General features: G+C 44.0%; 11 protein-coding genes. 7 read left to right on the top strand and 4 right to left on the bottom strand.

Annotated features, from left to right (window positions below; translation table 11 throughout):
• Window positions 1-8: 8 nt before the first annotated feature.
• Window positions 9-1073: a class II fructose-bisphosphate aldolase gene (gene fba, locus CW749_RS21005; RefSeq protein ID WP_101114345.1), complete on the bottom strand. Its 1065-nt coding sequence runs from the start codon at window positions 1071-1073 to the stop codon at window positions 9-11.
• A gap of 518 nt (window positions 1074-1591) precedes the next feature.
• Between fba and CW749_RS21000 the strand changes: the two genes are divergently transcribed.
• The 5 genes from CW749_RS21000 (at window position 1592) to CW749_RS20980 (ending at window position 8064) form a co-directional block, all read left to right on the top strand.
• On the top strand, window positions 1592-3010 hold the full coding sequence (locus CW749_RS21000; RefSeq protein WP_101114344.1) for a form I ribulose bisphosphate carboxylase large subunit: 1419 nt from the start codon (window positions 1592-1594) through the stop codon (window positions 3008-3010).
• 51 nt (window positions 3011-3061) lie between these two features.
• On the top strand, window positions 3062-3421 hold the full coding sequence (locus CW749_RS20995) for a ribulose bisphosphate carboxylase small subunit (protein WP_101114343.1): 360 nt from the start codon (window positions 3062-3064) through the stop codon (window positions 3419-3421).
• 189 nt (window positions 3422-3610) lie between these two features.
• Window positions 3611-4432 (top strand): CbbQ/NirQ/NorQ/GpvN family protein, encoded by an 822-nt coding sequence (locus tag CW749_RS20990; protein WP_101114342.1) that lies wholly within the window; start codon window positions 3611-3613, stop codon window positions 4430-4432.
• A 34-nt stretch (window positions 4433-4466) separates the two neighbouring features.
• The gene (locus CW749_RS20985; RefSeq protein WP_237322512.1) at window positions 4467-6938 is read left to right on the top strand and encodes a VWA domain-containing protein; all 2472 of its coding nucleotides are present in this window, start codon (window positions 4467-4469) and stop codon (window positions 6936-6938) included.
• 190 nt (window positions 6939-7128) lie between these two features.
• Window positions 7129-8064, top strand: coding sequence for a LysR family transcriptional regulator (locus CW749_RS20980; protein ID WP_101114341.1), 936 nt, complete (start codon window positions 7129-7131; stop codon window positions 8062-8064).
• A gap of 47 nt (window positions 8065-8111) precedes the next feature.
• Here the strand turns inward: CW749_RS20980 and CW749_RS20975 are convergent, their stop codons facing one another.
• The 3 genes from CW749_RS20975 to CW749_RS20965 form a co-directional block, all read right to left on the bottom strand.
• Entirely contained in the window at window positions 8112-9344 is a 1233-nt protein-coding gene (locus CW749_RS20975) for a response regulator (protein WP_145997868.1), read from the bottom strand.
• 165 nt (window positions 9345-9509) lie between these two features.
• Complete coding sequence (locus tag CW749_RS20970) at window positions 9510-9998, bottom strand: methylated-DNA--[protein]-cysteine S-methyltransferase (RefSeq protein WP_101114339.1); 489 nt, start codon at window positions 9996-9998, stop codon at window positions 9510-9512.
• On the bottom strand, window positions 9995-11377 hold the full coding sequence (locus CW749_RS20965; protein ID WP_101114338.1) for an AlkA N-terminal domain-containing protein: 1383 nt from the start codon (window positions 11375-11377) through the stop codon (window positions 9995-9997). Before CW749_RS20965 ends, CW749_RS20970 begins: the two co-directional genes overlap by 4 nt.
• A gap of 255 nt (window positions 11378-11632) precedes the next feature.
• Here CW749_RS20965 and CW749_RS20960 point away from each other — a divergent pair, with 255 nt between their 5' ends.
• Both CW749_RS20960 and CW749_RS20950 read left to right on the top strand, forming a co-directional pair.
• On the top strand, window positions 11633-12607 hold the full coding sequence (locus CW749_RS20960; RefSeq protein ID WP_101114337.1) for a hypothetical protein: 975 nt from the start codon (window positions 11633-11635) through the stop codon (window positions 12605-12607).
• A 624-nt stretch (window positions 12608-13231) separates the two neighbouring features.
• Window positions 13232-14200, top strand: coding sequence for a hypothetical protein (locus CW749_RS20950; protein WP_101114336.1), 969 nt, complete (start codon window positions 13232-13234; stop codon window positions 14198-14200).
• Window positions 14201-14239: the final 39 nt, after the last annotated feature.

Genomic DNA, 14239 nt, shown 5'->3' with positions numbered 1-14239 from the left:
GGTACTCCTTAGCTTGTGACAGCGGCTAAGTCTCCAGATTGGTAACGGGACGCCATTGATTCCAGGCTGATTGGCGTTATCTTCGAAGCCATACCTGCACAACCAAAAGCCTCGTAGCGCTCTAGACACAGCGCTTGCATTGCATCCGTAGCCGCTTGTAGAAACTTGCGTGGATCAAACTGTTCTCTGTTCAAACACAAGTACTTTCTGACTGCTCCGGTGCTTGCCATGCGTAAGTCGGTATCAATATTCACCTTTCTCACACCATGCTTTATCCCTTCAACAATTTCTTCAACCGGGACTCCATAGGCTTGCCCCATGTCACCTCCGAAATCATTAATAATGGCGAGCCATTCCTGTGGTACGGAAGAAGAGCCGTGCATGACAAGATGGGTATTAGGTATACGTGCATGGATGGCCTTAACCCTATCTATCGCGAGAATGTCTCCGGTCGGCTCGCGAGTAAATTTATACGCTCCGTGGCTAGTACCGATGGCAATAGCCAATGCATCTACATCGGTCATCGAAACAAATTCGGCCGCCTGCTCTGGGTCGGTTAACAGTTGATCCCATTCCAGTTTTCCTTCTGCTCCAGAACCATCTTCCTCCCCTGCCATACCACTTTCGAGCGAACCCAAGCAGCCGAGTTCACCTTCAACAGACACGCCCCCCGCATGGGCGATCTCTACGACTTGTCGGGTAACTTCACAGTTATATTCGTAGCTGGCTGGCGTTTTCATGTCATCCCGTAACGAACCGTCCATCATCACGGATGTAAATCCGTTCTGAATCGCTTGTAAACACACACTTGGTGACGCACCATGATCTTGATGGACAACAATGGGTATCTGTGGCCACTGTTCGACAGCTGCCAACATCAAGTGACGAAGAAATGTACTACCTGCATACTTCCGCGCACCGGCAGACGCTTGCAAAATAACAGGTGCATTACAGGTTGCTGCTGCACGCATAATGGCATGAACTTGTTCCATGTTATTCACATTAAATGCAGGTACGCCATAACTGTATTCCGCCGCATGATCGAGCATTTGTCTAAGACTGATTAACGCCATAATAGTTGTCTCCTTGTCCTAAGACAGAATAATTTAAATTAGACCCATTCATTACTTGGTTATTCTTATAATTTAATACTCATTGGTATAAATAAAACTTTTACATAAATAATTTCGCAATTTATATAGGTATAAATTCTGATATGATATCGTCTTATAATAATTATTAACTTCAAAACTAATCATCTAACAACATTAATTCACAGCAAGACAATACAAACCAATAAGAATTAATTTGTTAGATGATAAATATAATTTATATGATAACTAATAGCTTTATATATCAATTATATAAAGAATATATTACTTAGAAACAATATGATGAACTCTGTTTGTCCCAATTCAAATAAACAGTTAATAGTTAGTCATAAAAAATATAAAAACGATAAGTTAACTTTTACTTATGGCAACCATAACTATTTCCAATTTTCATAAATCAAATTGTCCTATAACAATATATATACATCGCGCTCATACCTTAGAGCTGATGAATCACCATCTGAAGAAAGGAAATGATTATGGCTAAAAACTACCAAGCGGGGGTTAAGGAATATCGTGAAACCTATTGGGATCCGACTTACCTACCTGCGAACACCGATCTATTGGCGTGTTTTAAAATAGACCCTCAACCAGGTGTTCCAAGAGAAGAGGCAGCAGCAGCCGTCGCAGCCGAGTCTTCAACCGGAACATGGACGACAGTCTGGACTGACTTGTTAACCGATTTGGATTACTACAAAGGTCGCGCATATGCCATTGAGGATGTGCCTGGGGATGATACCGCTTTCTATGCATATGTCGCTTATCCTATTGATCTTTTTGAAGAAGGATCGGTGGTCAACGTACTAACATCGCTGGTGGGGAACGTGTTTGGTTTTAAAGCGATACGCGGATTACGGTTAGAAGATGTACGCTTCCCGATCGCTTATGTCAAAACGTGTGGTGGTCCACCAAATGGCATTTTTGTCGAACGTGATCGTCTGAATAAATACGGTCGAGCTTTGCTAGGTTGTACCATCAAACCTAAGTTAGGTTTGTCTGCCAAAAACTATGGTCGTGCCTGCTACGAAGGGTTAAGAGGCGGCCTGGATTTCACGAAAGATGATGAAAACGTCAATTCACAGCCTTTTATGCGGTGGCGTGACAGATTTGGTTACGTCGCCGAAGCGATACACCGCGCGGAAAGTGAAACCGGAGAGCGCAAAGGTCATTACCTTAATGTGACCGCAGCGACGCCGGAAGAGATGTACCGCCGCGCAGAATATGCAAAAGAGCTAGACATGCCAATCATAATGCATGACTTCTTCACTGCCGGATTTACCGCCAATACAGGATTGGCAAATTGGTGCCGAGAGAATGGCATGTTACTGCATATTCACCGTGCTATGCATGCGGTGGTCGATCGCAACCCTCGCCATGGTATTCACTTTCGCGTACTAACAAAGTGTCTTCGCCTATCAGGGGGGGATCATCTCCACTCAGGAACCGTCGTGGGCAAGCTGGAGGGGGATCGCAACGCCACACTTGGATGGATCGATATTATGCGTGAACGTACCATTAAAAAAGATCGCTCACGTGGCATTTTCTTTGACCAAGATTTTGGCTCCATGCCCGGTGTATTCCCCGTCGCATCTGGTGGTATCCACGTTTGGCACATGCCAGCATTGGTTTCCATTTTTGGTGACAACGCGATATTCCAGTTTGGTGGAGGTACATTGGGTCACCCTTGGGGAAATGCGGCAGGCGCAGCTGCAAACCGTGTTGCTCTTGAAGCTTGTACGTTAGCTCGAAATGAAGGCAAAGATCTTGAACGGGAAGGTAAAGAAATACTGAAAGCTGCCGCGAAGCACAGCCCCGAACTCAAAGTCGCAATGGAAACATGGAAAGAGGTTAAGTTTGAGTTTGATACGGTAGACAAGCTAGATACCGCTCACGCTTAATAAATCCACAATTACGCCAGATTCACAACCACCTCATTAAGGAGAATGACGATGAGTGAAGTTAGAGATTACCCATCAAGGCTAACCGACCCGCACAGCCGAAAATTTGAAACCTTTTCTTACTTACCGCGTTTAACGGCAGAGCAAATTCGTAAACAGGTAAACTACATAGTGAAGCAGGGCTGGAACCCTGCCATCGAGCACACAGAACCGGAAGAAGCGAGTTCCTCCTTTTGGTATATGTGGAAACTCCCCATGTTTGGTGAGACAGATGTAGACCAGATTCTGTCAGAAGCTCAGCTCTGTCACAACAGTAATCCAAATCACCATGTTCGTATTATCGGCTATGACAACCTAAGCCAAACTCAGGGAATGGCGACCGTCATCTACCGTGCGCCTGGCTTCGAATAACCCTGACTTCGAATAACCCTGACTTCGAATAACATAGGCTGCGAATAACACAGCCGATACACCAGAGCGTCCGTTATTTGGGAACAAAAAATCAGGTCAGCAGACGACGTAAAATAGGTAAGCTGGTAAAGGTGGTGAAATACCTCATATCCGGCTCTTTTCTCCACTCATAGGATGGAGCTTTAAACGATGAATCAAGCAATCAAAGCGTTACCCACCCTTAATCAATACATGATTGAAACTGAGCCCTATTATCAAGAAACAGGTGATGAACTTGCTGCATACTTTGCCGCGTATGATGCACGTATCCCAATGATGCTCAAGGGTCCAACCGGTTGCGGAAAGACCCGTTTTGTTGAACATATTGCCTGGAAGTTAAAACGACCGTTGATCACCATATCGTGCCATGAGGATATGACTGCATCGGATCTGGTTGGTCGGTATCTTCTCAATCAAAACGGTACTTACTGGCAAGACGGTCCATTGACTACGGCAGCGAGAGTCGGAGCAATTTGTTATCTTGATGAAATTGTTGAAGCACGTCAGGACACCACAGTTGCCATTCATTCGCTGACGGATCACCGCCGCACCCTATCGCTCGAAAAAAAAGGAGAACTCGTCTCCGCTCATCCTGATTTCCAGCTAGTGATTTCATATAACCCAGGTTATCAAACTCTGATGAAGGATCTAAAAACATCGACCAAGCAACGCTTTGCCTCGCTGGTCTTCGATTATCCAGATCCGTTGGTTGAAGCCACCATTATTTGCCACGAAGCCGGTGTGGACAGTGACACAGCAGAACGGCTGATCCGTATCGCTGGTCATGCTAGAAATCTGGTTGGACATGGGTTGAATGAAGGGATATCTACTCGTTTGCTGGTGTACACAGGTCAGTTAATTAACAAGGGAATCCCCCCCATTGCTGCCTGTAAAATGGCGCTGGTTCATCCACTTAGTGATGACCCCGACATCTGTGAAATCATAGAAACGGCGGTCAGAGGCTGCTTTTAGAGTCTGATATGGGCAAAGACACGAGGATTGGAACATGGAAGCGACTGAGGCACTGACAAGTCAATTACTTGAATCGATTCGAGCCGGTTCTCCGTCTATCAATGTTAAAGGAGAAAAGAGTCGAGACGATGACCTTACCCAGCTTGAGGAAGCCATCATTCAGGCGACATCAACACTACCACAGCCTGTGGTTTGTTATTGTGTTCACGCAGCTTGCTCTATTTATCAACGAAACCCTAATCGTTCTCTATTGTATTGTTGGTTTCACAACGTCACAGAAATGGTAAATACCTGCCACGGAGATACGCCTTACCAAGACAATGTTGAAGTGCTATGTACACTGATTCAACAAACAGAGTCAACACTATTTGTGCTGAATGAATTGATGGGGACAGAGCGCCTTATACAATTTTTGGACTCACTTCTAATCGCATCCACTCGATTAAAATCCGTTGCCGCATTGAAGCAATACCTCTCTTTAACGGAGTCTCTCGCCACACAAGCCCCCCGATGTTTAGCGCCTTTTTTTAATTATTTAGATAGGTACCTTCGCCAGTTATCGATATCCGGCTTAGAACATTGGGCAATGTGGGGTGTTCGCGCGTTTGCTCATCAAAACGAGACATTGCATAGCTATTTTTCATTACAAACCAGTGACAGCCTTTCTGTATTTCAGCAACAGAAAAATGGTCTTTTGTTCGTCGATACCCAACGTCAGTTGCAATATTTTTTATGCGCTATTTGGGGAGAGGATTTTTTGCTTCGCCCTGTTAGTGTTCAATTTAACGACGAGAGCGCAGCTACCTCCAATATACGACCTTCAATATTGCACCAGATGATTCTGTTGCCAGATGCAATCGATGATTACTCGAGCTCTCTTCCCGACTGCGACCACCAAACGGACCAGGTAGGTATTCCTGCTAAACTGATGTATCGAGCTGCCGCAGCTCACTGCGCCGCCCATATTCGGTTTTCGACCCCCCGTCGCCGTTGTGATTTCACGCCGCTTCAACAATTTTTTATTGGCGTCATTGAGGATGCTCGTGTTGAAGCGCTTGCCATCGAGGTGTTTCCAGGGCTCAAAACGCTTTGGCACTCAATTCTCTCTCTTCCCCGTCATCAAGTCTGTTTGCCTGAGTCAGGGTTAACCTTGGTCGAACGCGTAGTCGTTGCATTATTGAACCAAGATTCCCGTGATCCTCATCCACTGGTCGTAAAAACGTGCCAACGCTTTTCTGAACTGTTAGCGCAGCCCAATCCCACACATGCAGCCGCCGTTAATCAACTAGGGGTATGGTTAGCCGAAGCACTACCATCACATTGTCGTCATACGTCGGTTGCTCAGTATTCTCGGGAAGTCATCCCTTATCGCGACGATAACCAGTCTCTTTGGCAAGACAAAGATGAATTGGATAAATGGGCATCACTCACCCCTCCTCAGGTGAAAAAAACCGTCAGTGTTATGGAAATGGTTAATGAACTGGATTGTGAGCTTGCCGATGATGATGCTCAGGAAATATGGGTTCTTGAATCAGAATTTTTCCGTGATGGTGATCCTGAGGACGTCAGTATCAATACGCTCGAAGGAACAACGCAAGTGTCTTCCCCTTTTTATTATCCGGAATGGGATTATCGATCGGCAAGTTCGAGAGCAAACTGGACAACGGTTACTGAACACACGGGTAAGATAGGATCATCGGCTAACATTGAACAACTGCTTGATATTCATCGACCCTTAGTTAAACAGCTCCGACGATTAGTGGAAACAGTTCAGCCCAAAGGATTACAAAGGCTTAGAAAACAGAACGATGGTGATGATTTTGATCTGGATGCTTTGATCGAAGTTTATAAAGAAATCAAGCGTGGTAGCTTACCCGATTTAAACGTTGATCAGCGTTTAAAAAGACATCAACGCGATCTGGCGGTCGTCCTGTTGTTAGACTTGTCTGAATCAACAAACGACTCAGTTGACGAACATGGTACGACGGTCATCAGGATTACCAAAGAAGCAACGACTTTATTGGCAAGCGCAATTGAACAAATTGGCGACCCTTTCGCCATTCACGGCTTTTCATCTAATGGACGTCATGACGTCCAATACCAATGTATTAAAGCGTTTAATCAGGATTTTGATGATAATGCAAAAGCAAAGTTGGCGGGGGTAAAAGGAGCATTGTCCACTCGTATAGGTGCAGCCATGCGCCATGCTGGTCATTATCTTATGAAACAACCCCAAAGTAAGAAGCTGATCTTGTTACTCAGTGATGGAGAGCCATCAGATATTGATGTACGTGACCCTGAGTACTTAAAATCCGACACACACAAAGCGGTTGATGAATTACTTTGTCAAGGTATTACACCTTATTGCCTAACTATCGACAAAAACGCAGAAACATACATCGATGCGCTTTTTGGGCAAGGGCGCTACACCATTTTAAACGATGTAGCTCGGTTGCCATCCTTGCTGCCGCACCTTTTTGCGAGCTTGACGAAAAAGACAGATTAGCGAACGGGTTAGCGGAATGTACCTAACCAATGAATGGATAGACACTTTCCAATGCATAGGTATTATCTCTTTCCATTGATGACGTAATTTATGCATTCTGGATTAAAAGCAAAACGTTAGGTGAATATATTTCTATAGGCACACATTATGCAAAACCAGTAAGCAATCGAATCGTTGTTCAGGACTGCACATGCACTTAACTCTTCGCCAACTGAATATTTTTTATGCCGTTGCAAGCCAGCTCAGTTACACAAGAGCGTCAGAAATTCTTCACCTAACACAACCGGCCGTTTCTATGCAGGTAAGACAACTTGAAGAAAATATCGGACTTCCCTTATTCGAACAATTGGGTAAATCACTTTTTCTGACCTCTGCAGGTGAAGAGTTGGTGGGGTACTGCGAACGAATAAATTATATCGTTAATGATGCCGAAAATACGTTCAACAGCATGAAATCACTTTCTAGAGGGAAGTTAAAAATCACCGTGGCAAGCACAGCCAATTACTTTGCGGCGAGTTTACTTTCTGCCTTTTCTCAACAGCACGAGCACGTACAACTTGTGTTGAATGTGACGAATCGAGATCATTTACTAAAAGATCTAAAAAACAACCTCTGTGATTTAGCAATAATGGGTAAACCACCTTCAGAGTTGGACACTGAGAGCACGGTGTTAATGGAGAATCCCTTAGTCGTTATTGCGCCCCCAAATCATCCTCTTTCAAAGAGAAAAGCGATTCCTCTTAGCACCTTAACGCAGGAATCGATTGTGGTGCGAGAAAAAGGCTCGGGTACGCGTGGTGCTATTGAGCGTTTTTTCGATTTACACGGTCTTTCATTTAATGTGTCCGCTGAAATGAGCGCCAGTGAAGCAATTAAACAGGCTGTGTCTGCTGGATTATCGTTAGGGATCGTCTCTTTACATACCATTCAACTTGAGTTGGAAGCAAACAAACTGGTCGTCCTTGATGTAGAAAATATGCCTATAATCAGGCATTGGTACTTAGTTCGCCACAAAGAAAAAAGGCTGTCACCTATCGCGGAAGCTTTTCAGCAATTCTTACTGAATCAGGTACAGAATATGTCACCAACTGATTTCCTAAACGTGGACAATATGGTGAACGGGTAGAGTCTGTTTATCATACAAGAAATTTGACAACGAAAGGTCAACACGCCCTAGTCATGCCAAGGTAGTGTCAACGTAAAACATACCCCTTTGTCAGGGTTATTTTCTGCGGTAAGAGTCCCCTTGTGTTCAATCACTAAGCCGTAACTGATCGATAAACCTAGTCCGGTTCCTTCTCCAACTTTCTTGGTGGTAAAAAAAGGATCAAAAAGATGCTCTAAATGACACGGTTTAACACCTGTACCATTATCTTTAATTATTAGTACTACGCTGTCTCCACAACGTTCACCGGTTATCGTGACTTTCGGTTTGGCTTCTTCTTTCAAAGCGTCTAAAGCATTGGTAAGCAAGTTCAGTATCACTTGCGTTAGTTGACCTTCATTTCCTTGTACAGGCAAGTTATCTGGAAGAAAAAGCACGATATTTGCCATGGACTGGTTACTTTTTCTAACCCAATTCACTGCTTTTTTAACCAACGCGGAAAAATTAATGGCGAATTTATCTGTGACTCCTTTAGCACTAAACGACTGCAGATCTTTAACGATATTATTGATTCTTAGTGAAGATTCAAGAACATCATCAACAGCAGGAACCAGTTCCGTTAATGTATGTTCAAAGAGATTATTTTCATTGGAATCTCTTTCGCAAGAGAACTTATTGTTACGGTGTAAGTCGAGAAGGTTTGTTAGATCACGTTGAATGATATGAGCATTACCGATAATAAAACTGACAGGATTATTAATTTCGTGTGCAACTCCAGCTACTAATTTGCCTAGCGAAGCTAGCTTGCCAGTCTGTATCAGTTGTCGCTGAGCATTTTTTAACTCTTCGAGAGTTAAGGTTAATTGGGTATTCTTCTCCTCTAGGGCTGATTGATAACGACGCAAAGACAAATGGGTTTCTATCCTCGCCTGCACCTCGGCCATTTGGATTGGCTTGGTAACATAATCCACAGCACCGACCTCAAACGCTTTTAGCTTTTCATCGATATTACTGTAGCTACTTATTACAAGCACAGGAATCTCTGACAATGCCCCATTAGACTGCATACGCCGACATACCTCGTAGCCATCCATATCCGGCATATTCAAGTCAAGTAAGAGAAGATCTGGGATATCTTTTTGCATGCCTTCTAAGGCTGCAATACCCGAATAGTAGCCTTCAGTACGAAATCCTAAATCTGCAAGTAGCTCACAAAACGTGTCACACAAAGTTTTGGAATCATCAATGACTACAATTTTTTCCTGTTTTTCTTGACGTGTATTTTCTGTTTTTTTAACCACAAAAGTCAGCAACCCTATCCCAATAAATTATTTCTCACTCATGCTTTAGCATATACCCAATCGACCTTTGGGTACTAGGTTCAGCGAAATTTGACTCAGTATATACCTGCATCAAGGTCAGGGGCGGCTTTCACTGGGCTAGTTCACCTACCCGCGCTTAACCATCTAAAGAATCCCTTCTAACTTCAATAACGCTTCTTTACGTTCTAACCCACCAGCGTATCCGGTTAGCTTACCGCTTTTGCCTATCACGCGGTGGCACGGCACAATCACTGATATAGGATTTTTTCCATTGGCAAGCCCGACTGCTCGCACCGCTTTCGGATTTCCAATAGTGTTTGCGAGATCTTGATAACTCCAAGTTTCTCCAAAAGGAATTTGCGTTAACGCTTGCCACACCTGTTTTTGGAAATCGGTGCCTTTTGCTGCAAGTGGCACATCAAAGGTTTTTCGGCTCCCTTCAAAGTATTCCGTAAGCTGCTTGCAAGCTTCTGCTAATACATTGTGTCTGCAATCTTCACGTCCAAGCTCTTTTGGTTTTGTCGTGTACGTTTCAAACCAAATACCTAACAAACCGTCATCATTTGCTTGGATCGTGACATCCCCCAGTTTGCTGGACAAAATGGTATAAACGTTTTCAGATGAATTTTTCATAGTGGTAAATTCCAACAATGTAAGGTGGCGTAACTGCCCCAAGGGGCGACATTTTCAGGTGACATTTCTGGATAGTGGACCATCGCCTTCTTAACGACGAGATCGCCACCTAAAAAGCAATTGGCTATGGATTGACCACGAAGCTGAGCGTAGTTAATGGTCCACGGTCCAACCCCTTTTATTTCTATCCATTCAGATGGATCGGCATCGGGATTGTTCAAACAATAATCTGCAAATCGAGCCAGCGTTTCTTTTCGACTGTAAGGCATTCTAAGGAAGGTTAAATCCGCACTTGCCACTTGCTCTGGCGTAGGGAAATAACGGATACCCGAACTGTCTTTTGATTTGTCTGCCGAATTCAGTTTCTCAGTCAACAAATTAAGCTGACCTATCGCCGCTTTAACCGATACTTGCTGCCCTAAGATGGCTCTTACCCCTGCTTCCCAAGGGCTCCAAACACCGGGGATTCTGATCCCACTTTCTCGGATAAGATCTGAGGCTATCGCTGTTAGGTGATGTTCAACTTCGGTGATGTTCACATCAAGATCAAACATACGACGCAACTTGACCACTAGTGCTTTCAATTGGGTGATGTCATCAAGTTCGAATTCAACCTGCATGTGCTGGTTAGAAATCACAGAAGCACGAAACCACCCTTTTGACCCATTTAAGCTAAAGTACCGCTCGTAAAAATCGCCTCCAATGGTTTCGACCCCTTCAATGGCTCGCATCCGATAGAAACTCAGCATATGCTGCCAATGCAAAGGCGATTTGAAGCCTAAGCGTATATGGTTGGTTTTCGATGCATCGCCCTCAGATTTTCTCACTTGGGTCGGTGTTAGCTTTAACAAGCTTTTAAATGCATCATTGAACCGCCTTACACTGTTAAAACCACTGGCAAATGCAATGTCACTAATGCTTATCGAGCTTTCATGCAAAAGCTGTTTTGCGAACATCAGCTTGTGATACTGTGCGTATTGCTTGGGAGACATGCCGAGGTACTTATCAAAGAGTTTTCTTAGGTAGCGATCAGATATGCCTAAACGATCAGACAAATCGGAAATACCACCGGATTGCAGAGCCCCTTGCTCTATCAGTTTGATCGCACGTTGGAACGACGTTTCTGCCCCTTTCCAAGCCCAAGAGCTGGGTGCACTGTCTGGCCGACAACGCAAGCACGGACGAAACCCAGCCTGCAAAGCTTGTGCTTGGTCGAAATAGTAAGTCACGTTCTTTTCCTGCGGTAAATTTGCAGGGCAGATAGGACGGCAGAAAATACCGGTTGTTTTTACGGCTATATAGAAACGACCATCAAACCGCTGATCTCGTGCCATTCTCGCTCGCTGACATTCCTCAATTGAAAGTGGCTGATTACTCATTGGCGTCGCATCCTTAGCTGAAAACTCTGATTTCATATGTGAAGCTGATGTTATCCAGTCTACTCAATTTTGAAACTCAAACTAGCCATTTTCGGAACCAAATGAGAATTCACTGAATAGTGAGATTTATAGACGTGAGGTCAGCCCAAAAACAATAAACTTTCTTAGTGACAAGCTCATATTCAACTAGTGGATATAAAACGCGAGTGATAGATTCCAATCAATCCTAACTCAATAGTTTTTAAGGAATTTTCCATGTTTAAAAAAGCATCAGCTTTAGCACTGACCATTAGTAGTGCGTTGGCGTTTTCTGCTCAAGCAACCAGCCTTTCTGTATCTGAGCCTCTATTAAATACCACCTTCCCTTCTGCTTCCGGTGTGGTGATAGACGGGACAACATTGTATGCAGTTGGTGATGACTCGCCTTGGCTTTACAACATGGACTTGGATTTCAATATCCTTAGCCAAGACCTGATTAAGCATTATCCTGTCGGCGACAATGGTCGAATTCTTAAAAAAGTAAAACCAGACTTTGAAGCCATGGAGTCGTTCACCGTAAACGGTCGCCCAGCTTTGGTTCTTCTTGGCTCGGGAAGCAAACAAGACATTCGCGAGTGGGCATACGTCATCAGCAAAGATAAGGGCGTCAAGATTGAGCGTTCACTGGTCGCGCTTTATGAACAGTTATATCGCGCCAGTAAATTCAGTGGTAAGCAAGAGCTAAACATTGAAGGATTGGCTATTTCAGAAGACACGGTTTACATCTTCAACCGTGGAAATGGCGGCTCAAACATTATCTTTTCCCTTACAGCCGCAGAGTTTGAGGACTACCTTTTAGGTAAGCAAGACAAAATCGACTCTTTGCGCACGTATCATGTTTCGCTTCCTAACGTTCAAGGATTTGAAGCGGGTCTTTCTGGCGGCACGTATTGGGAAGAAACAGATAGCTTAGTCTTTACCGCTTCGGTAGAAGCAACAGGAGATGCCTATAACGATGGAGAGATCTTAGGCAGCTTTGTCGGTCATTTTGAAGTTGGACAGCTCAGTGAAACTAAGACATTGGATCTTAGCCCATACGCTCAATCCATAGACAAGAATGGCAAACCGGTTATTACCAAGGTTGAATCCGTTTCGATAAAAGTCAGCACCCCAGAATCCATTGAAGGCGCATTAGCCAGTGATAACGATGACGGTACGAGCGAGTTTTTCTCGTTTAGCTTACACAAGTAGGACTTAGCCCATTCTCTGCCATATTTAAAACCACGCCTGTTCTCGCTGCAGAAATAGGCTTGGTTTACAGGAAATATGGCAGTTTATTTTTATTCCCCCACAGCTCTCATTTCAGCTATTGACTTTTAAGTCACAGAATTAGCTCAATTTATTTCCTTTTAAGCTCAGAAATATTGAAAGGGCTTACCATCCAAAACCTGATTGTGCCGAGTGTATGAATTCATAAGAGAGGCACAATGAGTGTGATTTCACTCATATTTCCGTTTAACCGTCTCATTTATTGGAATGAATATCTGGTTTACGGTATAAGTAGATGCTAATTTTCGAGATATGCATCGCAACACATTAGGGTCTGATAACCTTGCGCGGTTAAATTTTGTTCGAGTTCAATGCGTTTTAATCGCGGCTCAAGGTATGCAGCCTAGCCACTCTACGTAAATACCTTGTAACAAAGAGTAAAGCGCATTGAAACGAACCCTTTGGGCAGTATTTGTGTGCTATTTCTACTGCGTTATCGCCTATTGATGTAGAGCGACTACACCGAATAAGCTCTGCCTTGCATAAACAGCACACAAATTTCTGCAAAAATCATCTCGAAAGGTCATCAGACCCTAAGGACTATCAGTGAAAAAAGGAATTTTATTTACGGCTCTCGCTATCGGATTACCATTTTCCGCTTCCTCAGCAGATTTAACCGTTACGACACCAAAACAAAACACTGCCTTTCCGTCCGCCTCTGGAATTGTTTACACCGAAGACATGGTTTATGCCGTGGGTGACGATTCACCTTGGCTATACAAGATTGGTTTGAACTTTCGAATCGCAGACAAAGATCTCATCAAACACTACCCAGTCGAAGAAAATGGGCGCATCCTTAAAAAAGTAAAACCTGATTTTGAAGCGATGGAGTTGTTAAAGGTCAATGGTAAGCCTTCCTTTGTTATGCTTGGCTCTGGAAGCAAATCCGGCATTCGTGAATGGGCATTTGTTGTTAGCCAAGATAAGCAGATCCGAATAGAGCGTTCACTCATTCCTTTATACGAACAACTTTACCGAGAAAGCCGTGAATATGGTGTAGAAGAGTTAAATATTGAAGGCTTAGCCGCTTCAGAAGGAACTGTTTTCATCCTAAATCGCGGAAATGGTGGCTCAAACGTAATATTCACTGCCCCTGTACAGCAGTTTGAAGATTACCTCACGGGTAAAACAGACACGATCGCTAACTTAGGCAGCAACAAAATCACGTTGCCAGAAGTGGGCGGATTTGAAGCGGGTCTTTCTGGCGCAACCTATTGGAAACAAGCGAAACGATTAGTGTTTACGGCTTCAGTTGAGGCAACAGGCGACGCTTATAACGATGGCGAAATCCTTGGCAGCTTTGTCGGGTCATTCCCCGTTTCTCAACTTGAGTCTGGTAAAGAACTCGATCTCACTAACGTAGCCAAACCCGTCTCAATTAAAGGTAAGCAAGTTATCACTAAGGTTGAATCAGTATCCGTTACCCAAGACGGTTCGCAAGCAATCAAAGGCGTTCTAGCCAGCGATAACGATGATGGAACCAGCGAGTTTTTCAAATTCCGCCTTACTCAGTAGCGCTACGAAGCAATAAAAGCGTTATTCCAAATGCTTTCA

It is taken from the genome of Vibrio sp. vnigr-6D03, assembly GCF_002835515.1.
In the GTDB taxonomy this organism is placed as follows: domain Bacteria; phylum Pseudomonadota; class Gammaproteobacteria; order Enterobacterales; family Vibrionaceae; genus Vibrio; species Vibrio penaeicida.
This window is presented reverse-complemented; position numbering and strand designations above follow the sequence as displayed.